The 22,857-nt window shown below is 71.7% G+C and carries 21 protein-coding genes and 1 tRNA gene; 10 read left to right on the forward strand and 12 right to left on the reverse strand.

Translation table 11 applies throughout. The features are described 5' to 3' along the window. Positions 1-35: 35 nt before the first annotated feature. Entirely contained in the window at positions 36-1,319 is a 1,284-nt protein-coding gene (locus tag ACZ7KF_RS04535; protein WP_471069579.1) for an ABC transporter substrate-binding protein, read from the reverse strand. Between the two features lie 112 nt (positions 1,320-1,431). On the opposite strand from ACZ7KF_RS04535, the gene ACZ7KF_RS04540 reads away from it, so the two are divergent. From ACZ7KF_RS04540 to ACZ7KF_RS04550, 3 genes are all read left to right on the forward strand, one after another. After that, positions 1,432-2,379: an ROK family protein gene (locus tag ACZ7KF_RS04540; RefSeq protein ID WP_471069580.1), complete on the forward strand. Its 948-nt coding sequence runs from the start codon at positions 1,432-1,434 to the stop codon at positions 2,377-2,379. A gap of 71 nt (positions 2,380-2,450) precedes the next feature. Continuing rightward, complete coding sequence (nagA, locus tag ACZ7KF_RS04545) at positions 2,451-3,578, forward strand: N-acetylglucosamine-6-phosphate deacetylase (RefSeq protein ID WP_471069581.1); 1,128 nt, start codon at positions 2,451-2,453, stop codon at positions 3,576-3,578. Positions 3,579-3,698: 120 nt separating this feature from the next. Further along, a complete protein-coding gene (locus tag ACZ7KF_RS04550) occupies positions 3,699-4,628 on the forward strand; it encodes a 1-phosphofructokinase family hexose kinase (RefSeq protein WP_471069380.1) in 930 nt (309 codons plus the stop codon). Here the strand turns inward: ACZ7KF_RS04550 and ACZ7KF_RS04555 are convergent. Both ACZ7KF_RS04555 and cdgB read right to left on the reverse strand, forming a co-directional pair. Beyond that, positions 4,625-5,572: a carbohydrate-binding protein gene (locus tag ACZ7KF_RS04555; protein ID WP_471069381.1), complete on the reverse strand. Its 948-nt coding sequence runs from the start codon at positions 5,570-5,572 to the stop codon at positions 4,625-4,627. The genes ACZ7KF_RS04550 and ACZ7KF_RS04555 overlap by 4 nt on opposite strands. A 117-nt stretch (positions 5,573-5,689) precedes the next feature. Further along, positions 5,690-7,345 carry a diguanylate cyclase CdgB gene (gene cdgB / locus ACZ7KF_RS04560; protein WP_471069383.1) on the reverse strand — a complete coding sequence of 552 codons (1,656 nt, stop codon included), beginning with the start codon at positions 7,343-7,345 and terminating at the stop codon, positions 5,690-5,692. Between the two features lie 429 nt (positions 7,346-7,774). Between cdgB and ACZ7KF_RS04565 the strand changes: the two genes are divergently transcribed. Beyond that, on the forward strand, positions 7,775-8,266 hold the full coding sequence (locus ACZ7KF_RS04565; protein ID WP_471069582.1) for a flavin reductase family protein: 492 nt from the start codon (positions 7,775-7,777) through the stop codon (positions 8,264-8,266). 232 nt (positions 8,267-8,498) lie between these two features. Here ACZ7KF_RS04565 and ACZ7KF_RS04570 read toward each other — a convergent pair whose 3' ends face one another. Both ACZ7KF_RS04570 and arfB read right to left on the reverse strand, forming a co-directional pair. Beyond that, positions 8,499-9,338: a sigma-70 family RNA polymerase sigma factor gene (locus tag ACZ7KF_RS04570; RefSeq protein ID WP_471069385.1), complete on the reverse strand. Its 840-nt coding sequence runs from the start codon at positions 9,336-9,338 to the stop codon at positions 8,499-8,501. A gap of 110 nt (positions 9,339-9,448) precedes the next feature. Further along, positions 9,449-9,886, reverse strand: coding sequence for an alternative ribosome rescue aminoacyl-tRNA hydrolase ArfB (gene arfB, locus ACZ7KF_RS04575; protein ID WP_471069386.1), 438 nt, complete (start codon positions 9,884-9,886; stop codon positions 9,449-9,451). 166 nt (positions 9,887-10,052) lie between these two features. On the opposite strand from arfB, the gene ACZ7KF_RS04580 reads away from it, so the two are divergent. Then, complete coding sequence (locus ACZ7KF_RS04580) at positions 10,053-10,628, forward strand: TerD family protein (RefSeq protein WP_225824582.1); 576 nt, start codon at positions 10,053-10,055, stop codon at positions 10,626-10,628. Positions 10,629-10,679: 51 nt separating this feature from the next. On the opposite strand, the gene ACZ7KF_RS04585 is transcribed toward ACZ7KF_RS04580, so the two are convergent. Next, entirely contained in the window at positions 10,680-11,180 is a 501-nt protein-coding gene (locus ACZ7KF_RS04585) for a hypothetical protein (RefSeq protein ID WP_471069388.1), read from the reverse strand. Between the two features lie 180 nt (positions 11,181-11,360). Between ACZ7KF_RS04585 and ACZ7KF_RS04590 the strand changes: the two genes are divergently transcribed. Further along, positions 11,361-12,752 (forward strand): M1 family metallopeptidase, encoded by a 1,392-nt coding sequence (locus tag ACZ7KF_RS04590; protein ID WP_471069390.1) that lies wholly within the window; start codon positions 11,361-11,363, stop codon positions 12,750-12,752. Positions 12,753-12,797: 45 nt separating this feature from the next. Here ACZ7KF_RS04590 and ACZ7KF_RS04595 read toward each other — a convergent pair whose 3' ends face one another. Further along, entirely contained in the window at positions 12,798-13,490 is a 693-nt protein-coding gene (locus tag ACZ7KF_RS04595; protein ID WP_471069392.1) for a pentapeptide repeat-containing protein, read from the reverse strand. Positions 13,491-13,617: 127 nt separating this feature from the next. Here ACZ7KF_RS04595 and ACZ7KF_RS04600 point away from each other — a divergent pair, with 127 nt between their 5' ends. Then, positions 13,618-14,589, forward strand: coding sequence for a zinc-binding dehydrogenase (locus ACZ7KF_RS04600; protein ID WP_471069393.1), 972 nt, complete (start codon positions 13,618-13,620; stop codon positions 14,587-14,589). A gap of 5 nt (positions 14,590-14,594) precedes the next feature. Here the strand turns inward: ACZ7KF_RS04600 and ACZ7KF_RS04605 are convergent, their stop codons facing one another. From ACZ7KF_RS04605 to ACZ7KF_RS04615, 3 genes are all read right to left on the reverse strand, one after another. Beyond that, entirely contained in the window at positions 14,595-16,001 is a 1,407-nt protein-coding gene (locus tag ACZ7KF_RS04605; protein ID WP_471069394.1) for an NAD(P)/FAD-dependent oxidoreductase, read from the reverse strand. 10 nt (positions 16,002-16,011) lie between these two features. Next, positions 16,012-16,665 carry a rhomboid-like protein gene (locus tag ACZ7KF_RS04610; protein WP_471069396.1) on the reverse strand — a complete coding sequence of 218 codons (654 nt, stop codon included), beginning with the start codon at positions 16,663-16,665 and terminating at the stop codon, positions 16,012-16,014. Positions 16,666-16,816: 151 nt separating this feature from the next. Further along, positions 16,817-16,894: transfer RNA gene (locus ACZ7KF_RS04615), tRNA-Thr, on the reverse strand. A 377-nt stretch (positions 16,895-17,271) separates the two neighbouring features. Between ACZ7KF_RS04615 and ACZ7KF_RS04620 the strand changes: the two genes are divergently transcribed. The 3 genes from ACZ7KF_RS04620 to ACZ7KF_RS04630 all read left to right on the forward strand — a co-directional run bounded on the left by ACZ7KF_RS04620 (position 17,272) and on the right by ACZ7KF_RS04630 (position 19,903). Further along, the gene (locus ACZ7KF_RS04620; RefSeq protein ID WP_471069398.1) at positions 17,272-18,408 is read left to right on the forward strand and encodes an ABC transporter ATP-binding protein; all 1,137 of its coding nucleotides are present in this window, start codon (positions 17,272-17,274) and stop codon (positions 18,406-18,408) included. Between the two features lie 184 nt (positions 18,409-18,592). Then, positions 18,593-19,054, forward strand: a complete 462-nt coding sequence (locus tag ACZ7KF_RS04625; RefSeq protein ID WP_471069400.1) for a hypothetical protein — start codon at positions 18,593-18,595, stop codon at positions 19,052-19,054. 117 nt (positions 19,055-19,171) lie between these two features. Further along, positions 19,172-19,903: a nucleotidyltransferase family protein gene (locus ACZ7KF_RS04630; RefSeq protein WP_471069401.1), complete on the forward strand. Its 732-nt coding sequence runs from the start codon at positions 19,172-19,174 to the stop codon at positions 19,901-19,903. 130 nt (positions 19,904-20,033) lie between these two features. Here ACZ7KF_RS04630 and ACZ7KF_RS04635 read toward each other — a convergent pair whose 3' ends face one another. Both ACZ7KF_RS04635 and rlmB read right to left on the reverse strand, forming a co-directional pair. Next, complete coding sequence (locus tag ACZ7KF_RS04635) at positions 20,034-21,722, reverse strand: DoxX family membrane protein (protein ID WP_471069403.1); 1,689 nt, start codon at positions 21,720-21,722, stop codon at positions 20,034-20,036. A 149-nt stretch (positions 21,723-21,871) separates the two neighbouring features. Continuing rightward, positions 21,872-22,813 carry a 23S rRNA (guanosine(2251)-2'-O)-methyltransferase RlmB gene (gene rlmB / locus ACZ7KF_RS04640; RefSeq protein ID WP_471069405.1) on the reverse strand — a complete coding sequence of 314 codons (942 nt, stop codon included), beginning with the start codon at positions 22,811-22,813 and terminating at the stop codon, positions 21,872-21,874. Positions 22,814-22,857: the final 44 nt, after the last annotated feature.

Consider the following 22,857-nt stretch of genomic DNA (forward strand, 5'->3'; position numbering starts at 1 on the left):
GGGAGCCACGGTAGCGCCGGGCACCGACAGCCGTCCTAGCCGGCGTTGCTGCTGTCGGCCGCGGTGGCCGTCGACTGGAGCCGGGTCAGGACGCCGGAGGGGCTGCCGCCGGGGGCGACCGCCTGGCCTATGTTCTGCTTCACGGCCGCGCTGACCGCCGCCCAGGAGGTCTTGCCGACCGGGTACAGCTCGGAGGTGGGGAGCTGGTCCAGGAAGGGGTGCAGGGCCTTGTCGGTGGCCGCGTCCGAGGCGCTCATGGCGTTGGAGGCGGAGCTGGTGACCGGCAGCAGCCCGTAGGTCCGGGAGAACTCCAGGACGTTCTTCCTGGAGTAGACGAAGTCCAGGAAGTCGCCGATCTGGTCGGCGTGCCCGTTCTGCTTGAAGGCCATCATCCAGTCGGCGACGCCCATGGAGGCCCTGGCCTTGCCGGTGCGGCCCGGCATCGGCACCATGCCGAACTTCACGCCCTTCTTGCCGGCCTGCTGGATCAGCGTGGGGTGCCCGTTGACCATGCCGACCTGGCCGTCGGCGAAGGCGGCGAAGGCGGCGGCGCGGTTGAGCTTGCCGGGGGCGACCGGGCCGGTGAGGCCCTTGTCGACCAGATCGTCCTTGAGCCAGGAGAAGGTCGCGACGTTCGCCGCGGAGTCGATGGTGTAGGTGCCGACGTCGTCGGTGTAGCCGCTGCCGCCGTTGCCGCCGCTGAGCAGCCACTGCATGGTCTCGGCCTGGGCCTCCTCGGGGCCGAGCGGCAGCGCGTAGGGGTACTTGACGCCCTTGGCCTTGAGCGCTTCGGCGTCGGCGGCCAGCTGGTCCCAGGTGGTCGGCGGGGTGATGCCGGCCTTGGCGAACAGGGTCTTGTTGTAGAAGAGCACGCGGGTGGAGGCGGCGAACGGGATGCCGTACTGCGTGTGCTTCCACTGTCCGGCGTCGGAGAGCTGGGAGAGGAAGTCGGCCTGGGTGCGGATCGAGAGCAGGTCCGAGGCCGGGTAGAGCTTGCCGGCGGCGGCGTAGTCGGCGTAGGCGCCGATCTGGGCCAGGTCGGGGGCGTGGCCGGCGTCGACCATCTCCTTGACCTTGCGGTCGACGTCGTTCCAGGAGTAGACGCTGACCTCGACCTTGACGTCGGGGTGCTGCTGCTCGTAGTCCTCGGCCAGGGCGTCCCAGTACTTCTTGGAGCTGTTGGCCGCCGAGTCGCCGTAGTCGGCGGCGACGAGTCTGAGGGTCACGTCGGAGGAGCCCGTACTCCCGCAGCCGCCGAGAAGCGCCGTCATGCCCAGTGCGGACACCACCGCGATCGTTCCTGCCGTACGCCGACGCACGCTCAAAGCCCCAACCCTGCTGTCTGACCGTTCAATATATGGACACATAAGGTCTACACCACGCGAGTGGACTAGACCTCTCCCGGGTGCGAGGGCCACACTAGGCCCCGTGGTGAGACATGTCATCGCCCTCGACGTGGGCGGTACCGGGATGAAGGCCGCGCTGGTCGGCGACGACGGCGCGCTGCTCCACCGCGCCCGCCGGGCCACCGGCCGCGAGCGCGGCCCCGAGGCGGTGCTCGCGGGCATCCTCGACTTCGCCGCCGAGCTGCGCGCGTACGGCGTCGAGCACTACGGCGAACCCGCCCGGGCGGCCGGCATCGCGGTCCCCGGCATCGTCGACGAGGCCACCGGCACCGCCGTCTACGCGGCCAACCTCGGCTGGCGGGACGTCCCCCTGCGCACCCTCCTCGCCGACCGGCTCGGGGTGCCCGTCGCCCTCGGCCACGACGTCCGCACCGGCGGCCTCGCGGAGGGCCGGATCGGCGCGGGCCGGGGCGCGGACCGGTTCCTGTTCGTCCCGCTCGGCACCGGGATCGCCGGCGCCATCGGCCTGGACGGCCGGGTGGAGGCCGGCGCCCACGGCTTCGCGGGCGAGATCGGCCACATCGTCGTACGGCCCGGCGGCGTGCCCTGCCCCTGCGGACAGCACGGCTGCCTGGAGCGGTACGCCTCCGCGTCCGCCGTCAGCGAGACCTGGGCCGCGGCCTGCGGAGACCCCGACGCGGACGCGGCCGACTGCGCCGAGGCCGTCGCGTCCGGCGACCCGAACGCCGTCCGGGTCTGGCAGGACGCGGTGGACGCGCTCGCCGACGGGCTGGTCACCGCGATCACCCTGCTGGACCCCCGCACGCTGATCATCGGTGGCGGGCTGGCCGAGGCGGGGGAAGTGTTGTTCCAGCCGCTGCGGGCGGCCGTCCGGCGGCGGGTCACCTTCCAGAAACTCCCCACCATCGTCCCCGCCGCCCTCGGCGACACGGCCGGCTGCCTGGGCGCGGGGCTGCTCGCGCGGGACCTGCTGACGACGACAACTTCTACGACTCCGGAGGTAAGCGCCTGATGGCCCACGAGCGGGACAGCGCCCCGACAGGGGCGCGGGGAACTGCGCGACCAGCCACGGACAAGCCGCAGGTGCTCACCGGCGCGGACGTGGTACTCCCCACCGGGACGGTGAAGAACGGCCGACTGGTCGTGGACGGCAAGCGCATCGCCGGCACGGCCCCGGCCGACGCCGAGGTCATCGACGTGACCGGCCACTGGCTGGTCCCCGGCTTCGTCGACCTCCACAACCACGGCGGCGGCGGAGCCTCCTTCTCCGGCGGCCCGGAGGAGATCCTCACCGCCATCCGCACCCACCGCCTGCACGGCACCACCACGCTCGTCGCCTCCACCGTCACCGACGAGATGGACCTGCTGGTCCGCCAGGCCGGACTGCTGAGCGAGCTGGCCGAACAGGGCGACATCGCGGGCATCCACTTCGAGGGGCCGTTCATCTCGCCGTGCCGCAAGGGCGCGCACTCCGAGGAACTGCTGCGCGACCCGGAACCGGCCCAGGTCCGCAAGCTGATCGACGCGGCGCGCGGCAAGGCGAAGATGGTCACCCTCGCCACCGAACTGCCCGGCGGCATCGACTCCGTGCGGCTGCTCGCCGACCACGGTGTGATCGCGGCGATCGGGCACACCGACGCCAGCTACGAGCAGACGGTGGAGGCGATCGACGCGGGCGCCACCGTCGCCACCCACCTCTTCAACGCCATGCCCCCCCTGGGCCACCGCGCCCCCGGCCCGATCGCCGCCCTGCTGGAGGACGAGCGGGTCACCGTCGAGCTGATCAACGACGGTACCCATCTGCACCCCGCCGCGCTGGAGCTGGCCTTCCGTCACGCGGGCGCGGACCGGGTCGCGTTCATCACCGACGCGATGGACGCGGCCGGCATCGGCGACGGCCGCTACATGCTCGGCCCGCTGGAGGTGGAGGTCAGCGAGGGCGTGGCCCGGCTGGTGCACGGCGGCTCGATCGCGGGCTCCACGCTCACCCTGGACCGCGCGTTCCGGCGGGCGGTGACGGTCGACAGGCTGTCGGTCGAGGACGCGGTGACGGCCCTGTCGGCCAACCCCGCCCGCCTGCTCGGCCTCTCCGACCGCATCGGCTCCCTGGAGCCCGGCAAGGACGCCGACCTCGTCCTGCTGGACGCCGACTTCGCGCTGAAGGGCGTGATGCGGCACGGCGAGTGGATCGTGCCGCCCCAACTGGCCTGATCCGTCCGGCTTTTCCCGGTAGGGCGGCCGACCTGGCACTGGGCCGGCCGCCGTCTGTTTGGCATGATCGAGGCCCGGAACCGAAGACAGGCGTACGGACTTCGAGGGAGGTCGGCCCGGGTGATCCTCACGGTCACGCTGAACACCGCTCTCGACATCACCTATCGCGTGCGGTCGTTGCGGCCGCATGCCTCGCACCGCGTCTCGGAGGTCGTCGAGCGGCCCGGCGGCAAGGGCGTGAACGTGGCCCGGGTGCTGGCCGCCCTCGGGCACGAGGTGACGGTCACCGGATTCGCGGGCGGCCCGACCGGACAGGTGCTGCGGGAGCGGCTCGCGGACGGGCGCGGGCCGGTGGACGCGCTGGTGCCGGTCGCCGGGCCGACCCGGCGCACCATCGCGGTCGTGGACGAGCTGACCGGCGACACCACCCAGCTGAACGAGCCCGGCCCGCAGATCACCCCGGCCGAGTGGGCGGCCTTCCTCGGCCGGTACGAGGAGCTGGCGTCCGGCGCCGCGGCGGTGGCCCTGTGCGGCAGCCTGCCGCCGGGGGTGCCGGTGGGGGCGTACGCGAACCTCATCCGCACGGCCCGCTCCGCCGGAGTGCCGGTGCTGCTGGACACCAGCGGCGAGCCGCTGCGCCGGGGGGTCGCCGCCCGCCCGGACGTCATCAAGCCGAACGCCGACGAACTGGCCGAACTCACCGGTTCCCACGATCCGTTGCGCGCCACCCAGGACGCCCGTCGGCGCGGGGCCCGCGCGGTGGTCGCCTCACTCGGCGCCGACGGTCTGCTCGCCGTCACCCCCGAGGGCCGCTGGCGCGCCGCCCCGCCCGCCCCGCTGCGCGGCAACCCCACCGGAGCGGGCGACGCGGCGGTGGCCGGCCTGCTGTCGGGACTGGTCGAACACCTCCCCTGGCCGACCCGTCTGACCCGCGCGGTCGCCCTGTCGGCGGCGACGGTACGAAGCACCACCGCGGGCGACTTCGACCGTGCGGCCTACGAGGAACTGCTGGGCCGGGTGGCGGTGTCGGGAGAGTTCAGCGCGGCCTAGCTGCTGCGCTTGACGTTGCCCGGCTTGATGTAGAGCTTCTCGATCAGCACGTTGCACTTGTCTCCCGACTGGCAGGAGATCCCCAGCGTGTTGGGGCCCTTCTTCAGGTTGGGCCACACGTAGGACGTGGTCCAGCCCTTGGCGAAGTCGCCGTCGGAGACGTGCCGGTAGTTGTCCATGCCCATCTTGCTGCCGAACGTGGTGCCGTTGACGGTCACCGACATCGACTGGTCCTCGACCGCGCTGTAGTCCGCGAACAGCGTGTACGGGCCGTCGGAGGGGATGTTGACCGTCCAGGTGACCGAGGCGCCGGCCTGGTTCAGTCCGCCCACGTAACTGCCGTCGGCGGACTTGGCCCCCTTGACGTCCGAGGCCTTCGTCGCGCCGCCCGCCAGCTGGAGGGCGTTGGAGGAGGCGTCGGCCTCCAGCGCGTCGCTCGCCGCCGAGCTGCTGCCCGACGGGCTCGGGGAGTGGCTCTGGGACTGGGTCGGGGAGGTGTCGACCTGGCTGCCGGCCTTGTCCTCGTCCGTGTTGCCGTTGAGCATCGCCATGCCGATGCCGACCACCACCGCGGCCACCACCGCGATCGCGCCGATCAGCAGACCCTTGGTGTTCGGGCCGCGACGGCCGGTGTTCCCGGCGGGCCGGCGGCCGGCCGGGGGGCCGCCGGGCAGCGTCTCCGGCGCCTGGTAGTGGGCGTTCGGCTGGCCGTAGGCACCCTGCTGGGGGACGCCCTGGCCGTACGTGGCCTGCGGCGGCTGGCCGTACGGCGCCTGCTGCTGGCCGTACTGGCGCTCGCCGACCGCGCGCACCCTGCTGACCGAGTTCGGGTAGCCGTACCCGCCGGACGGCGGCTGGGCTCCCCGTGCCTGGCCGTCTGCGTACAGGTAGCCGAACGGGTCGTCGTCCTCGGGCGTGCTCGCGCCGTTGTCGCCGGGCGTCATCCCTTGGTACTCCTCAACAGGTGCGGGCGGATGCGGTACGGGTTGGAATGGCGAGCCTACCCGCTCTCACTCGCCCAAACGGGTGACTCAGACCGCATCAACTCGCTGACCTGCGGATCATCCGGCGCGTCGATGTTGTTTGGGACGAGATCGTTTCTCTACGTACATCCGCTCGTCAGCCGACTTCAGCACTTCGTCCGCCGTCATGCCGCAGTGTGCCCAGCCGATGCCGAAACTCGCGCCCACCCGGACCGCCCGGCCCTCGGCGCGGATCGGCTGGATGATCTCGTTGCGCAGCCGTACCGCGAGGTCCTGCGCGTCGGCCCGGCCGAGGCCGTCGGCGAGGATCACGAACTCGTCGCCGCCGAGCCGGGCGACCGTGTCGCCGTCCCGGACCCCGCGGGACAGCCTGCGGGCGACCTCGATGAGGACCGCGTCACCCGCGTTGTGCCCGAACCGGTCGTTGATCGACTTGAAGCCGTCGAGGTCGCAGAAGAGGACCGCGAGACCCTTGGCGCCGTCGTCGCGGTCGTCCTCGGGACCGGCGGTGTGGACGTGGTGGTCGTACCCGTCGTACGCCTCCGCACCCGGGGCGAAGTCGAAGCCGTGGCCGACGGGGGTGTCGAAGGCGGGGTGGCCGTAGGCCGCGTCCAGGGAGTCCGGGGCACCGGCGTGGGCGGGGCGCTGGCAGAGCCGGGCCGACAGGCGCGAGCGCAGCTCGGCGGAGTTGGGCAGGCCGGTCAGCGAGTCGTGCGAGGCCCGGTGGGCGAGCTGCAGCTCGCGCCGCTTGCGCTCCTCTATGTCCTCGACGTGGCTGAGCAGGAAACGCGGGCCGTCGGCGGCGTCCGCGACGACCGAGTTGCGCAGCGACACCCAGACGTACGTGCCGTCCCGGCGGCCGAGCCGCAGCTCCGCGCGCCCGCCCTCCGCCGAGGTGCGCAGCAGGGTGCCGATGTCCTCGGGGTGGACGAGGTCGGCGAAGGAGTAGCGGCGCATCGCCGAGGCGGGCCGGCCGAGCAGCCGGCACAGGGCGTCGTTGGTGCGCAGGATGCGGCCGTGCTGGTCGCCGCCCATCTCCGCGATGGCCATGCCGGAGGGGGCGTACTCGAAGGCCTGCCGGAAGGACTCCTCGCTGGCGCGCAGGGCCTGCTGCTCGCGCTCCAGGCGGACCAGGGCGCGCTGCATGTTCGCACGTAGACGCGCGTTGCTGATCGCGATGGCGGCCTGGAAGGCGTACATCTGCAGGGCCTCGCGGCCCCAGGCGCCGGGGTGCCGGCCGTTGCGGGGGCGGTCGACGGATATGACGCCGAGCAGTTCGCCGGAGGAGCCGCCCTGCACGCCCGGTGTGTACATGGGCGCGAAGAGCCGGTCGGAGGGGTGCCACTCGTCCTCGAAGCGCGGTGCGGGCCCGTCCGTGAACCACTGCGGTACGTCGTCGTCGTCGAGGACCCAGCCCTCGGTGTGCGGTATGAAGACGAGGTCGCCCCAGCGTTCGCCCATGTTCAGCCGGCGGTCCCAGGACTCGCGGGAGCCGACCCGGCCGGTGATCAGGGCCTCGGCGGCGGAGTTCCCGGAGAAGGCGGCGACCACGAGATCACCGTCGGGGCGCACCAGGTTGACGGCCGCCATCTCGTATCCGAGGGCGCCCACGGCTCCGTCGGCGACGCTCTGCAGTGTGTCCGCCAGGCTGCGTGCCGTGTTCATGTCGGCCATGACCTGGTGCAGCTGTCGCAGGGACGCAAGACGGACATACGGCTCCGACTCGGTCTCCATGCTCGCCCTCCCCCCGAGACCTCGCAGCGAATCAAGGGTTGTCTTCGGCGCTCCTCCCGCGTCTTTCGCGGTGGCTCTTACGGTGCTATTCGCGGCTTCCCCGCCACTGAATCACAGCGCGCTGCCCACTCGGTACACAGGGTCAACAATTCCTGCCTCTTGTGACTCAAGTCACAGAAGAACCTGAACAATTGAGTGGAGTTTCTGCGTTTGCCCCGTGCGTTTACCGAACGCACGGCGTACGTATCTGAACACATGATGCACACAAGAGTGCGCCCTTGGTCCTAGGACCCGGCTCGGACCGAGGGCCGATGCGCTCCGCGCCCGGCGAAGACTAGCGTTTCCGGCGTGCTGAAGACTCCCTCCCCCATCACCCCCCTGCCTTCCGGGCATGCTGAGGGGGTGAGCAACGACGAGTTCCGGGCCGCGATGTCCCGGCTGGCCGCGGGCGTGGTCCTGGTCACCGCGCAGGAGCCGCCGCTGGACCCCGACGACCCCGAAGCGCCGGGCATGGAGGACGTCGGCATGACCGCCACCGCCTTCATGTCGGTCTCCCTCGACCCGCCACTGGTGCTGGTCAGCCTGCGCGAGGGCGCCCGCATGGACGACCTGCTCGCCGAACAGCCCCTGTGGGCGGTCTCGGTCCTCACCGAGAGCCAGCGGCACATCGCGGGCCGCTTCGCCATGAAGGGCCGCATCAGCGACCGGCTGCTCTTCGAGGACATCCCCTACCGCCGCGGCGAGACCACGGGCGCCCCGCTGGTGGGAGGCGCGCTGGCCACCCTGGAATGCCGTACCGAGCAACGGGTGGCCGCCGGGGACCACACCCTGGTCATCGGCCGCGTCCTCACCGCGCACGTGCCCAGCGCGGAGGGCGGCCCACTGCTCTACTTCCGGGGCCGCTACCGGCAGTTGGGCTGACCCGGGAATTCCGCGGCCCCGGTAATTCGTGGCCCCGCAGAAAACGTGGGTCCGGGGCCCGGATGACACTCCGTCTGGAAAAAGTGACACCCGATAACCTCGACGCCGCCGTGGGTATACGCGTCCGGGCCCGCCCAGGAGCCGAACGTCGCCCCCGTCGTCCCGACCCACCCGCCCGGGCCGTCCGCCCGGGCCGTCCGTCGGGGCCGTCCGTCGGGGACGAGGCACAGGCTCAGGCCGCCTCGACGGTCATGCCGGCCAGGCGGGACGGGTCGGAGACGATGTCGATCGCCGAGATGCGGTCGGCGAGGAAGGTGAAGGCCAGGATCCGCTCCGGGCGGCCGTCGGCGAACACGGCCAGACCGGTCGCGCCGTCGACCAGCACCGGACGCGCGATGCGCGCCAGATGGGCGAAGCTCGCCGCACCCGCGGCGACCCGCGCCGCCCCGCTGTTCACACCGGCCTCGCTGCGGGCCACCACATCCGGGTCCAGCACCGCGAGCAGCCCGTCGAAGTCGCCACCCCGCGCCGCGGCCAGGAAGGCGTCCACCACCTCCCGCTGCCGGGCCAGATCGGCCTCCGGCGCCTCCACGCCCCGCACCCGCCGCCGGGCCCGGCTGGCGAGCTGCCGTGCCGCGGCCGGGGCACGCCCGAGGATGCCGCCGATCTCCTCGAACGGCACCCCGAACAGATCGTGCAGCACGAACGCCAGCCGCTCGGCCGGCGACAAGGTGTCCAGGACGACCAGGAGGGCCAGCCCCACGGAGTCGGCGAGCAGCGCGTCCTGCACGGGATCCGGTTCGGCGGACGGCGCCGGCCGCCAGCTGTCCAGCGGCTCCTCGCCCCGGGACCGCCGCGAGCGGAGCATGTCCAGGCAGACCCGGCCGACGACGGTGGTCAGCCAGCCGCCGAGATTGTCCACCTCACGGGTGTCGGACCGGCTCAGCCGGAACCACGCCTCCTGCACGGCGTCCTCGGCCTCGGCCGCGGAGCCGAGCATCCGGTACGCGACGGCCCGCAGATGCCCGCGGTACCCCTCGAACCGCTCGGCGAGAAAATCGTTGTCGGTCATGAGCGGTCCGGCCTCTCCGTCGCCCTCGGTGTCTGTGCGCGGCACTTCCGCCGCGTGCCCCCGCACCACCCTGACGACGGGAGAGCCGACGATGTGACAGGGCGCCCCGGCTAACCCCAGTCCCGCCCCGAGCGGCCCCGCTTCGTGTCCGAACGCTGCTTCTTCTCCCGCAGCCGGCGCTCGTTGATGCCGCGCGGGACACGGGTCGCCCGGCGAGGTCTGGGCGGCGGCGCGGTGGCCTCCGCGAGGAGCGCGGCGAGGCGTACGGCGGCGGCCTCCCGGTTGCGCCACTGCGAGCGGTGCTCGGAGGCCCGCACGGACACCACCCCGTCGACGAGGCGGCCGGCCAGCCGCTGCAGCGCCCGCTCCTTCCACACCGCGGGGAGCGCCTCGGTGCGCGCCAGGTCGAAACGCAGCTCCACCTGCGAGTCGCTGGTGTTGACGTGCTGTCCGCCGGGCCCGGACGACCTGGAGAAACGCCACATCAGCTCGGCCTCGGGAAGCGAGACGGAGCCACGGATGAAGTAGGGCCCGGACATGCATCCCATGTTCCCGGCCCGGCACGGCGTACGTCACCTGGATTTCCGGATCGGTAAAAAAGGTAAAGGGATCCGGAACCACCGGGACCCCCCTCGACGTTCTCCCGGGTGACGGTAGCTTCGTCGGCACAGAGTGCACGGATATGCACGGGTATCTAAGGAAGGGACTCCCAACATGGCTGTAAGCCTGTCCAAGGGTGGCAACGTCTCGCTCACCAAGGAGGCTCCGGGCCTGACCGCCGTCACCGTGGGCCTCGGCTGGGACGTCCGCACCACCACCGGCACGGACTTCGACCTGGACGCCTCCGCCATCGCGGTGAACACACAGGGCAAGGTCTACTCGGACGCCCACTTCGTGTTCTTCAACAACAAGCAGACCCCGGACAACTCGATCGTCCACACCGGCGACAACCGCACGGGCGAGGGCGCCGGCGACGACGAGGCGATCAACGTCAACCTCGCCGCGCTCCCGGCCGACGTCGAGAAGATCGTCTTCCCGGTCTCCATCTACGACGCCGAGAACCGCGGCCAGAACTTCGGCCAGGTCCGCAACGCCTACATCCGGATCGTGAACCAGGCCGGCGGCGCCGAGATCGCGCGTTACGACCTCTCCGAGGACGCGGCCACCGAGACGGCCATGATCTTCGGCGAGCTGTACCGCAACGGCGCGGAGTGGAAGTTCCGCGCCGTGGGCCAGGGCTACGCCTCGGGCCTGGTCGGCATCGCCCAGGACTTCGGCGTGAACGTCTGACGTTCCCGCACCGGCGAGGACCCCCGGGCCGTGCCCGGGGGTCCTCCCTGTTCACGACACCCGGGGAAAGCGGGCCTGAAGCGTCCAGACCGCGGGATTCTCCGCCAGCTCCTCATGGAGATCGACGAGGTCCGCCAGCAGGTCGTGGAGAAAATCGCGGGCCTCGCGCCGGAGTTCGGCGTGGGAGAAGGAGAGCGGGGACTCCTCGGCCGGGCTCCAGTCCGACGTGATGTCGACCCAGCCGAAACGGCGCTCGAAGAGCATCCGGTCGGTGGACTCCGTGAAGTCCAGCTCCGCCCGCTGCGGCCGGGCGGCACGAGAGCCCATCGGGTCCCGGTCCAGCCGTTCCACGATGTCGCACAGCGCCCACGCGAAATCCAGCACCGGCACCCATCCCCAGGCTGTGGACAGCTCCCGGTCGGACACGGTGTCCGCCAGATACACGTCCCCGCAGAACAGGTCGTGGCGCAGCGCGCGCACGTCCGCGCGGCGGTAGTCCGTCTGCGGCGGATCCGGGAACCGGTTGGAGAGGGCGTAGCCGATGTCGAGCACGGAGAGATGGTGTCACGCCGCCCCGCCCCACCCCGACCTCGGTCCACCGCCCCCGCGCACAGCCGACCCCGGCCCCACCGCACCGACCCCGGCCCCACCGCACCGACCCCGCGCACCCCGCCCCGGCCCCATTGCACCGACCCCGCGCACGGCCCACGGCCCCCGCCTAAGATCGCTGACATGTCCAGATCCGCGCGCCTTGTCCCGGCCGTCGCCTGTCTCGTCGCCCTCGCCCTCACCGGCACCGCGTGCGACGGCGGCGTCCAGGGCACCCCGGGCGGCTCCGGCGTCCGCGACCCGTACTTCCCCAAGGCCGGCAACAGCGGCTACGACGTCGGCCACTACGCCCTCACCCTGGACTACACCCCGGCCACCCGCCACCTCACCGGCACAGCCGCCGTCACCGCCCGGGCCACCGAGGACCTGTCCGCCTTCGACCTCGACCTCTCCGGACTGCACATCGACTCGGTCCGCGTCGAGGGCAAGGACGCCCGCTGGAACCGCACCGGCCAGGAACTCACCGTCCGCCCCCACGACGACCTGGCCGAAGGCGAGACGTTCCGCACGACCGTCCGCTACTCGGGCACCCCCCACACCCTCACCGACCCCGACGGCTCCGCGGAGGGCTGGCTGCCCACCGACGACGGCGCCCTGGCCCTCGGCGAACCCGTCGGCTCCATGGCCTGGTTCCCCGGCAACCACCACCCCTCCGACAAAGCGTCCTACGACATCACCGTCACCGTCCCCAAGGGCCTCCAGGCCGTCTCCAACGGCGAACTGACGGAACAGACCACCCGGAACGGCCGCACGGCCTACCACTGGCACTCCGCCCAGCCCATGGCGAGCTACCTCGCCACCGTCGCCATCGGCCACTACGACATCACCCGCACCACCGGCCCGCACGGACTGCCCGTCCTCACCGCCGTCGACCCCACCCAGGCCAAGAGCAGCGCCAAGGTCCTCGCGAAGATCCCCGAGATCATCGACTGGGAGGAGTACAACTTCGGGCCGTACCCCTTCTCCTCCACCGGCGCCGTCATCGACCGCCCGCACGACATCGGCTACGCCCTGGAGACCCAGACCCGCCCGGTCTTCCCCGGCCCCCCCGCCCTCTCGATCCTCGTCCACGAACTCGCCCACCAGTGGTACGGCGACTCGGTCACCCCCGCCTCCTGGCGGGACATGTGGCTCAACGAGGGCTTCGCGACCTACGCGGAGTGGCTGTACGACGAGGACCACGGCGGGCCCACCGCCCAGCAGACCTTCACCCGCCTCTACCAGAGCGACGACGACGCCCTCTGGGCCTTCCCGCCGGCGAAACCGTCCAGCGCCGCCCACATCTCCGACACCCCCGTCTACGAGCGAGGCGCGATGGTCCTGCAGAAGATCCGCCAGAAGACGGGCGACGACACCTTCTACGACATCATCCAGGGCTGGGCCGCCACCCACCGCCACGGCACCGCCGACACCGCCGGCTTCACCGCGTACGTGGAGAAGAAAGCCCCGGACAGCGACTTCGCCGAGATCTGGAAGGACTGGCTGTACGGAGACGGCAAGCCCGCCCGCCCGTGACGGCCGGCCGGCCCCCCGCGCCCTCCCGCGACGGCCGCCCCTCCCTCATCCCTCCACCCTGATCCCCAGCTGCGCCGCCAACGCCGGCGCCAGATCCAGCAACTGGGCGGTGGAGATCACCGCACCCGACAGCCGGTCCAGCCCACGGATGATCTCCAGCGGGCCGGCCCCGCGGAAGTCCACGTCCCGCAAGACCGCGCCCCCGAAGTCGGCCTCCCGCAGAGCGCAGTCGACGAACTCCACACGCTCCAGACGGGCCCCCGCGAAGTCCGGCTCCACCAGCACACAGGACTCGAAGACGACATCCCTGAGACGGGCCTCACGAAGATTCATGTAGTCGATCTTGCCGCCACGGATCACGACCCGTTCCCACACGGCACCGTGCATCTGAGCACCCCCCAGCCGCGGATCGACCAGCTCGACATCTCGGAACGTGGCCTCCGCGAACCGCGTACCCACCCCGCGCAGCCCGGTCAGCACCGAGTCCAGCACCCGGGCCCGGCCCAGCGCCGTCCCGTCCACCGCACAGCCGGTCAGCGCGCAGTCCATGAACCGAGCGCCCACCCCGTCCTGCCCGGCCAGGTCCAGATCCAGGAACTCCAGGCCGTCGTAGTCGCCGTCCGGCTCCAGCTCCCCCGCGCCCCAGCGCTCCAGGGACGGCAACCGCACCTCCGGCCGCCGCGCACCCCGCACCGCCGCCCGGCCCGCCGGCCGGCTTCCCGTCACTCGCCTCACCATGCGTCCATGCTGCACCCCACCACTGACAGCCCACCCTTGACCTCAAGCGCGCTTGAGGTCGGAGGCTGGGCCGCGACACATCCACCGGCGACGAACCGCCGCCGACGCCGCGCCCCCGGGGGGACCCATGCACGCCGTCCGTCTCCACACCTTCGGCCCCGCCGAGAACCTGACCTACGAAGAAGTCCCCGACCCGCGGCCCGGCCCCGGCCAGGTACGCATCGCGGTCGCCGCCGCGGGGGTGCACCTCCTCGACGCCGCCCTGCGTGAGGGACACCGGGGCCCCCTGCCCGAACTGCCCCGCCTGCCGACCGTACCCGGCCGGGAAGTCGCGGGAATCGTCGACGCACTCGGCGAAGGCGTGGACGACGACCAGCTGGGCCGAAGAGTCGTCGCCCACCTCGGCTTCGCGCCCGGGGGCTACGCCGAACGCGCCGTCACCGACACCGCACGCCTGCACGACATCCCGGAGAACCTGGACTTCGCCGCGGCCGTCGCCATGATCGGCACCGGCCGCACCGCACTGGGCATCGCACAGTTCGCCGAGCCCGGACCGGACGACGTGGTGGTCGTACCGGCCGCGGCGGGCGGCATCGGCACCCTGCTCGTGCAGCACGCCAAGAACGCCGGAGCGTTCGTGATCGGCCTCGCCGGCGGCCCGGAGAAGACCGCCCGCGTACGGGCGAACGGCGCCGACCTCGCCCTCGACTACACCGACCCCCACTGGGCCGCCGAAACCCGCACGCGACTCGACGGCCGGCCCGCCACGATCGTCTACGACGGCGTCGGCGGCACCATCGCCCGGGAAACCGTCGCCCTCCTCGGCCCCCACGGCCGCCACCTCGTCTTCGGCTGGTCGGCCGAAGGCATCGGAGAGGGCCGGCCCCACCTCGTCGAGGGCGTCACGGAATCCGTGCTCGGCCCGGCCATGCTCCAGCGGGCGGGCGGCCTGCGCGCACTCGAAGAACGCGCCCTGACCGAAGCCGCCCGGAACCGGCTGCGCCCCGCCGTCACCCGCTACCCGCTGGCGCAAGCCGCCGCCGCGCACCGAGCCCTGGAACACCGCGGCACGATCGGAAAGGTCGTACTGGAACCCTGAACAGCTCAGTGCCGCCCGGCCACCCGGTCCGCCACCCTCGCCAGCCGCGAAGCCTCCGCGCCCGGACGAAGACGCTCACGCCGGTCCGCGGCGCGATAGGCGGCGTACAGGGCCTGGACACCCAGCCAGCGAAACGGCTCCGGCTCCCACTTGCGCACCTTGTGGTGCACCCACGGCAGATCCAGCAACTCGGTCCGCCCGCCCTGACCGGAGTCCCGCTGCACCAGATCGCGCAAGGTTCGAGCAGCCAGATTCGCGGTGGCCACCCCCGACCCCACATAGCCACCCGCCCAGCCCAGACCGGTGGAACGATCGAGCGTCACCGTCGCGCACCAGTCCCGCGGCACACCCAGGACACCGGACCAGGCGTGCTCGACCCGGACCCCCGCCAGTGCCGGGAAGAAACGGGTCAGAACCTCCCGCAACGCCTCGACGGTCGCCTGCTGGGTACGACCGTCGTTGTCGGTACGCGAACCGAACCGATACGGCACCCCACGCCCACCGAGCGCGATCCGGCCGTCCCCCGTGCGCTGGGCGTACATATAGGCATGCGCCATGTCGCCCAGGGTCTCCCGACCCGCCCAGCCGATCGCCGCCCACTGCTCCTCGGTCAACGGCTCGGTCACGATCATCGAGGAGTTCATCGGCAGCCACGTCCGCCTCTGCCCCTTCAGGGACGCGGTGAAGCCCTCCGTACACCGCAGAACGTAGGGAGCCCGGACCGTCCCGTACGGGGTGACCGCGTGCTTGGGGCGAATCTCCGTCACCGGCGTCGACTCGTGAACGGTGACGCCCAGCGCCTCCACCACCGCGGCGAGTCCCTTGACCAGCTTCACCGGATGCAGCCGGGCACCGTGCGGGGTCCAGGCGGAACCCACCGCGTCCGCGACCCGGATCCGCTCCGCGGTCTCCCGCGCACCGTACAGTTCCCGGTCCTTCTCACCGTACGACAGCTCCCGCTCGTGGAACGCCCGCAACCGCATCAACTGCGCCGGAGTCGTCGCCACTTCCAGCACACCCCCCTGGTGCACATCGGCGTCGACACCCTCCGCCCGGGCAACCGCCACCACCTCGGCCACGGTGTCGTTCATCGCCCTCTGCAACCGCACCGCGGCCTCATGGCCACGCAGCTTCGCGTACCGGTCCCGCCCCGCGATCCCGTTGTACAACCACCCGCCGTTGCGGCCCGAAGCGCCATACCCACAGAACTTCTGCTCCAGCACCGTGATCCGTAGAAAAGGCGCCGCCTTCTTCAGGTAGTACGCCGTCCACAGCCCCGTGTATCCGCCACCGACGATGACCACATCGGCGGACGCATCCCCCGACAGCGGCTCCCGCACCGCGGGCAGGCCGTCATCGGCGTACCAGAACGAGACACCACCATTGACCGCACCGCTCGCCCAGCTGCTCATGGCCCGGACGTTAACCCCTGTGCCCCGCCAGTGTCTCCTTCGGATTCCATGCTTTTCCCCGCCCCCTGACCAGGGGATAACAGGCGAGACCGATCAGCACCGAGACGAAATGCCCGAAGTCCGTGAAGGTCGCCCCGGCGGCCAACGGCAACGCGAACACCACCAGCACCGCCGACAGGTACCCGTACCGCCAGGGCACGGCGATCCGGTAACCGAGCACCGCGATCACCCCGGCCAGCGCATAACTCACCCCGATGTCCAGCGTGTCGACCGCCGTGTACGGGGCCACCCCCTTACGGATCGCCGCCAACAGCATGGCCTCGCTGATCAACGAGGCCAGCACGTGCGCGAGCACGCACACCACCAGCCAGCGGACCGTACCCAGCCAACGCTCGGCCGGCGCATGGAACACCGTGAACAGGAAGACGTACGGCAGCCAGTGCCCGCCGCCGATCCACATCGCACTCGCCACCAGGGCCCGCACCGGATTGCGGGACAACTCGTGGATGTTCGTCGACCGCTGCCGCAGGAAATGCAGCTCGAACTCCGGCGACATGTGATGCAACGCCACCGTCGTCACGAACAGGATCCCCAGCCACACGTAGGTGCCGGGAGCACTGCGGACACACGCCCACACACCGCTCAGGCCCCGGTGAATTCGCATGAGCCGATTCACGCACGCCGGTGTCGTCCGATTCGTGATCGACATCCCGGGCGAGCCGGCCGGGGCACAGGACCGGTACGACGGCGCCGGCTGGGGATCGCCCGCCGACTGGCATAGGAAAAGCCCAGGTGGGAACGGGTCCCGCCCGGGCTGGAGCCCCCTGTCGGATTCGAACCGACGACCTGCTCATTACAAGTGAGCTGCTCTGGCCGGACTGAGCTAAGGAGGCACTCGTACATCACCCTGCCATGCACGAAGGCGGCTCCACTGTACACAGAGCCCGTCTCCCCAGGCCACGAAGTTCCCCACTCCGCACGACCCCGGATCCAGGTGTGCCCATCCGGGCGTCCGTTCGTCGACCGGTCCGACGTGCGGCTCCGCGGACCGGATCGGCGGGGGAGGGGCCGGGGGCCACGGGAAGGGGTCCGGGGCACCGCTCCGCCCCCGCCGAGAATTTCCGCGAAGTTCACCCTCGTCCAAGTGCTGACAGACGGGCTGAACGGCAGGTAGCGTCCTGACCCAGTTCACCCCGGTGGACTACACCAACCACCTTCCTACAACGGATCGTCCGGCACGTTCCTGCCGGTAGAAGGGGACCCATTCACCATGGCCACTGTCACGTTCGACAAGGCGACCCGGATCTACCCGGGTTCCACGAAGCCCGCCGTCGACCAGCTGGAGATCGCGATCGAGGACGGCGAGTTCCTCGTCCTGGTCGGCCCGTCGGGTTGCGGAAAGTCCACCTCGCTGCGGATGCTCGCGGGCCTGGAGGACGTCAACGGCGGCGCCATCCGCATCGGTGACCGCGACGTCACGCACCTGCCGCCCAAGGACCGGGACATCGCCATGGTGTTCCAGAACTACGCGCTCTACCCGCACATGACGGTGGCCGACAACATGGGCTTCGCGCTCAAGATCGCCGGTGTCAACAAGGCGGAGATCCGGCAGAAGGTCGAGGAGGCCGCGAAGATCCTCGACCTCACGGAGTACCTGGACCGCAAGCCCAAGGCGCTCTCCGGTGGTCAGCGTCAGCGTGTCGCCATGGGTCGCGCGATCGTCCGTGAGCCGCAGGTCTTCCTCATGGACGAGCCGCTGTCCAACCTGGACGCGAAGCTGCGTGTGTCGACGCGTACGCAGATCGCGTCCCTCCAGCGCCGTCTCGGCATCACCACCGTCTACGTCACCCACGACCAGGTCGAGGCCATGACGATGGGCGACCGGGTGGCCGTGCTCAAGGACGGTCTCCTCCAGCAGGTCGACTCGCCGCGCAACATGTACGACAAGCCCGCGAACCTCTTCGTCGCCGGCTTCATCGGCTCCCCCGCCATGAACCTGGTCGAGGTGCCGATCACCGACGGCGGCGTGAAGTTCGGCAACAGCGTCGTCCCGGTCAACCGCGACGCCCTGACGGCCGCCGCCGACAAGGGCGACCGCACGGTGACCGTCGGCGTGCGCCCGGAGCACTTCGACGTGGTGGAGCTGGGCGGCGGGGCCGCGGCGTCCCTGACGAAGGACAGCGCGGACGCCCCGGCCGGCCTGGCGGTCTCCGTGAACGTCGTCGAGGAGCTGGGCGCCGACGGTTACGTGTACGGCACCGCCGAGGTGGGCGGCGAGGTCAAGGACCTGGTCGTCCGTGTCAACGGCCGTCAGGTCCCGGAGAAGGGCTCCACGCTGCACGTCGTGCCGCGGGCGGGCGAGACCCACGTGTTCTCCACGTCCACGGGCGAGCGGCTGACCGACTGACCCCGTTCGACGACAGGGCCCCGCGGTCTGACCGCGGGGCCCTTCGCATGGGTGCGGATACCCCGGCAGAACGATCATTTCGGGTGGCCGGAGTCAACCCTCTACCCATAAAACGGCACTGTCTCATCCCCCATAAGGGTGACTCAATGTCTCCAAATCATTACGGGGCGCTACCCTCACACGCGTGAAGCACTCCACCACCCCTCAGACGCGACGCGGCCACCGGGGCGGCCCTGCCCGCCACATCGGCCGCACTCTCGCCCTCGTCCTGCCCGTCGTCCTGGTGCTCTCCGGGACCCTCGCGGTCACCCGGGTCAACTGGACGGGCGGCCCGTCCGGCTCGGTGCTGGCCGCCTCCGACGTCTCGTCGGCGGAGGTGTCCGCCAAGACGGTCACCCGCGCCCCGCAGGACGTGCTCCGCGACCAGCTGATGAGCGAGCTGCAGGACGAGAATCCGGGGGTGGTCCTCACCCACCTCCAGGAGGCCGTCAACGGGCACCCGTCGCTGGCCCGGCACTGCTCCTCCATCGCCCACGCCCTCGGCAAGGCCGCGGTGCGCATCTACGGCGCCTCCCGTGCCCAGTCCTACGCCCGCCCGGTGTGCGACACGGCCTTCGCCTCGGGCGTCCTGGCCGCGCACAGCTGACTGCCGCCGGACCGGCCGGATCCCGGACCGGCCGCCCCCCGGGGAGGCCGGTAACGGCTCCGTACGGAGCATGTTGCCGCCGGCACACGGCCGTGGGGCGCCACGTACAGTGCGGTCATGACCCATCCGAACGCCGCGTCGCGCCCCACTCAAGCCGTGGTCCTGGCCGGTGGCCAGGGCTCCCGGCTGCGTCCGTACACCGACGACCGGCCGAAGCCGATGGTCGAGATCCCCGGTACGGGGACCCCGATCATCGGCCACCAGCTGACCTGGCTCGCCGAGGAAGGCGTGACGGACGTGGTGGTCTCCTGCGGCCACCTCGCCGATGTCCTGCAGAAGTGGCTGGACTCGGCCGACCTGCCCGTCACCGTCACCACCGTCGTGGAGAGCGAGCCCCTCGGCCGCGGTGGCGGTCTGCGGTACGCCGCGGCACATCTGCCCCACCCCGACCGCCCCTGGTACGCCACGAACGGGGACATCTGGACCCGGTTCTCGCTGCGTGACATGGCCGACTTCCACACCGAGCGGGGCGCCATGGCGACGCTGGCGCTGGCCCGGCCGCGGATTCCGTGGGGGGCCGTGCGGACCGATGGCTTCGGGCACATCACCGACTTCATCGAGGCGCCGCCGTCGACGTTCGAGATCAACGCGGGTGTGTACGTCTTCTCGCCCGAGTTCGCCTCGCTGCTGCCCGAGCGGGGGGATCACGAGCGGACGACGTTCCCCCGGCTGGCCCGGGAGCGGAAGCTCGCCGGGTTCCCCATTCCGCAGGGTGCGTACTGGCGGGCCATCGACACCGCCAAGGATCTGACGGAAGCGGCCAAGGAACTGGCGACGCTGGGACGGTAACCCCCTCTCCCCTCTCCCCTCTCCCCCTTCTCCTCTTCCCTCCCCCGTGACGGTTCCCCGGTGCCGGCGGCAGGCAGGGGAAAGGCCCCGCACCTCCTCGGTGCGGGGCCTTTCCCGTGGGGGGGTGTGGTCAGCCCAGCAGGCCGCCGACCAGGCCGGGCTGGCCGGTGGCCGTGCTGCCGCCGCCGGTGGTGGTGCCGCCGCCCGTCGTCGAGCCGCTGGTGCTCGTACCGCCGCCGGTGCTCGTGGGGCCCGCCGTCGTGCTGGGGACGCCGCCCGCGGCGGGTGCCTGGCGGGGCGGGATCTGTCCCGTGGTGCCCTGGGTCTGACTGGGCGTCGTGGTGGTGGTCCCGGCGCTGCTGCTCGCGCCCGGGGTCGTCGCCGCCCCCGAGGGGCTCGCGCCGGCCGTGGCGCCGTCCGTCGGCGACGCGGAGGCCGCCGGGGGCGTGCGATGCCGCTTGCCGGGCTCCTGCGGGAGCGGGGAGCCGGGAACGTGGTTGCGGGGGGCCTCGCCGGGGCCGGGGACGACCACGCGGCTGGAGTCGCGGACCGCGCCGCCCAGCAGGGAGCCGAGGAGCAGGGTCACACCGACCGTGACGGCGGTGATGAGCGCGCCGCGGCGCAGGACGAAGCGGCGCAGTTCCCAGATGTCGGAGCGGGGGCCGAGTCGGCGCCAGGCGCTGCCCGCGAGCCGGCCGTCCACGGAGTAGACCGGTGCGCCGGCGATGATCAGTGGGGACCAGGCGGCCAGGTAGATGATGTCGGGGGCGTCGTAGGCCGGGACCGTCTTCCAGCTGACGGTGACGATCAGAGCGGCCGAGAGCAGGGCGCCGACGACCGCGGCGACGCGCTGCCAGCAGCCGAGGACGGTCAGGACACCGACGACCACCTGGAGGAAGGCGATGACGAGGCCGGAACCGACCGGGTGGTGCAGGGCGAACTGGCGCAGCGGTTCGGCGACGTCCCAGGGGTGCAGGGTGTTGAGCCACTTGACCATGGAGCCGCGCTTGCCGCCGTCGAAGTAGACGGGGTCGCACAGCTTGCCCATGCCGGCGTAGATGGAGATGAAGCCGAGGAAGACGCGCAGCGGGAGCAGGACGACGCCGAGGTTCAGCCGGCGGCCGGGGTAGTAGGCGTGCCGGGCCGGGTCGTCGCTCTGGCGTCGGGTGCGCGCGGTGTCGGCGCCGGGGTCGGCGGCGGCCGGGTACGTCTCGTAGGGCTCGTACTGGTCGTACGGCTCGTACGGTGGGTGGTCGCCGTCCGTGGTGTCCGGGTAGGGCGGTTCGTCGTAGGCGCCGCTGACCGTGCGCATGTGCGGCAGGAGGCGGGTGCCGTCGGCTTCGGGGGCCGTGCGCTGGTGGCCGACGACGGGGGTCTCGACGGTCTGGTCGAGTGCGTCGTAGGTGTCGGCGTAACCGGTGTTGATGCGCGGGATGACCCGGGTGGCGCCGGCCACGGGCTCGTCGGTGTGGCGGACGCTGCTGCCCCGGACGGCCTGGAGGAGGCGGTGGGCGCCGGTGTCGTCGGGGGCGGACTTGCCGCTCCACACGACGGGGCGGCGGCGGCCCGCGGCGGCCCGGCCCGCCGTGCCCGCGACGGGCATCCGGGCGGCGTCCTGGGTGGCGCTCAGATGCCGGGCGATCCGCGGGGATTGGGTGCGCCTCGCCGCCGCGCCCAGCTGCACGCGGAAGCTGGCGTGATTGACGATGACCTGCGCCGGATCGCTCGGCACCTTCACCATGCTCAGCGCGGGAGCGTCGTCGAATCCCGACGAGCGGTCCCCCGTGGGTGTGCGGGGTGTTCTGGTGTCCACACTCATCTAACCGAGTGACGTGGTGTTAGGACACTGCTTTGACCGGGCGGATGTGTCCGGACCCCGTCAAAGCCTTCTGGACCACCTCAGGGCGGTCCGAATCACCCCGCAAGGGTGAGGATCCGGACGGGTGTTCAGCCCGTCCGGATCGCCGGTCAGCGGCGTCGGCGTGCCGCCTCGTAGAGCACGATGCCCGCGGCCACACCGGCGTTGAGCGACTCGGCGCCGCCGGGCATGGGGATGCGGACGCGGAAGTCGCACGTCTCGCCGACCAGGCGGGAGAGGCCCTTGCCCTCGCTGCCGACGACGATGGCGACCGGTCCTCCGAGGGCTTCCAGCTCGCCGAGTTCGACCTCGCCGTCCGCCGCCAGGCCGACCACCGTGAGGCCGGCCTTCTTGTAGGACTCCAGGACCCGGGTGAGGTTGGTGGCGCGGGCGACCGGGGTGCGGGCGGCCGTGCCGGCCGACGTCTTCCAGGCGCCGGCGGTCATACCGGCGGAGCGGCGCTCGGGCACGACCACGCCGTGGCCGCCGAAGGCGGAGACCGAGCGGACGACGGCGCCCAGGTTGCGCGGGTCGGTGACGCCGTCGAGCGCGACGACCAGGGGGTCCTCGCCTCCGTCGGCCGCCGCGTCGAGGAGGTCCTCGGGGTGCGCGTACTCGTACGGCGGGACCTGCAGGACGAGGCCCTGGTGGTTCAGGCCGTTCGTCATGCGGTCCAGCTCGGGACGCGGGGCCTCCATCAGGTTGATGCCGCCGCGCTCGGCGGCGAGCTGGAGGGCCTCGCGGACGCGTTCGTCGTTGTCGATGAACTGCTGGACGTACAGGGTCGTGGCGGGGACGCCCTCGCGGAGCGCCTCGACCACCGGGTTGCGGCCGACGACCAGCTCGGAGGCGGACCTGCCGCCGCGGCCACGCGCCACCGGACGGCGCACGGCCTGCTTCGCCCGGGCGTTGGCGATGCGGTTCTTCTTGTGTCCCTTGCGCATCTCGGCGGGCGGGGTCGGGCCCTTGCCCTCCAGGCCCTTGCGCCGCTGGCCGCCACTGCCGACCTGCGCGCCCTTCTTGCCGGACATGCGACGGTTGTTCGCGGCCATGACCTACCTGTCTTCGTGAGCTTTCGTACGTACGTCTTATGCAG

Source organism: Streptomyces sp. NPDC038200 (genome assembly GCF_055600785.1).

Excerpts from the sequence above, each read along its gene's own strand:
- ACZ7KF_RS04630 (WP_471069401.1), top strand. The coding sequence starts at position 19,172 with ATGACCCATCCGAACGCCGCGTCGCGCCCCACTCAAGCCGTGGTCCTG.
- ACZ7KF_RS04570 (WP_471069385.1), bottom strand. The coding sequence starts at position 9,338 with ATGACCGACAACGATTTTCTCGCCGAGCGGTTCGAGGGGTACCGCGGG.
- ACZ7KF_RS04565 (WP_471069582.1), top strand. The coding sequence starts at position 7,775 with ATGTCCCGGCTGGCCGCGGGCGTGGTCCTGGTCACCGCGCAGGAGCCG.
- ACZ7KF_RS04605 (WP_471069394.1), bottom strand. The coding sequence starts at position 16,001 with ATGAGCAGCTGGGCGAGCGGTGCGGTCAATGGTGGTGTCTCGTTCTGG.
- ACZ7KF_RS04595 (WP_471069392.1), bottom strand. The coding sequence starts at position 13,490 with ATGGTGAGGCGAGTGACGGGAAGCCGGCCGGCGGGCCGGGCGGCGGTG.
- rlmB (WP_471069405.1), bottom strand. The coding sequence starts at position 22,813 with ATGGCCGCGAACAACCGTCGCATGTCCGGCAAGAAGGGCGCGCAGGTC.
- ACZ7KF_RS04620 (WP_471069398.1), top strand. The coding sequence starts at position 17,272 with ATGGCCACTGTCACGTTCGACAAGGCGACCCGGATCTACCCGGGTTCC.
- ACZ7KF_RS04635 (WP_471069403.1), bottom strand. The coding sequence starts at position 21,722 with ATGAGTGTGGACACCAGAACACCCCGCACACCCACGGGGGACCGCTCG.
- ACZ7KF_RS04590 (WP_471069390.1), top strand. The coding sequence starts at position 11,361 with ATGTCCAGATCCGCGCGCCTTGTCCCGGCCGTCGCCTGTCTCGTCGCC.
- ACZ7KF_RS04610 (WP_471069396.1), bottom strand. The coding sequence starts at position 16,665 with ATGCGAATTCACCGGGGCCTGAGCGGTGTGTGGGCGTGTGTCCGCAGT.
- ACZ7KF_RS04600 (WP_471069393.1), top strand. The coding sequence starts at position 13,618 with ATGCACGCCGTCCGTCTCCACACCTTCGGCCCCGCCGAGAACCTGACC.
- cdgB (WP_471069383.1), bottom strand. The coding sequence starts at position 7,345 with ATGGAGACCGAGTCGGAGCCGTATGTCCGTCTTGCGTCCCTGCGACAG.
- arfB (WP_471069386.1), bottom strand. The coding sequence starts at position 9,886 with ATGGGATGCATGTCCGGGCCCTACTTCATCCGTGGCTCCGTCTCGCTT.
- ACZ7KF_RS04555 (WP_471069381.1), bottom strand. The coding sequence starts at position 5,572 with ATGACGCCCGGCGACAACGGCGCGAGCACGCCCGAGGACGACGACCCG.
- ACZ7KF_RS04580 (WP_225824582.1), top strand. The coding sequence starts at position 10,053 with ATGGCTGTAAGCCTGTCCAAGGGTGGCAACGTCTCGCTCACCAAGGAG.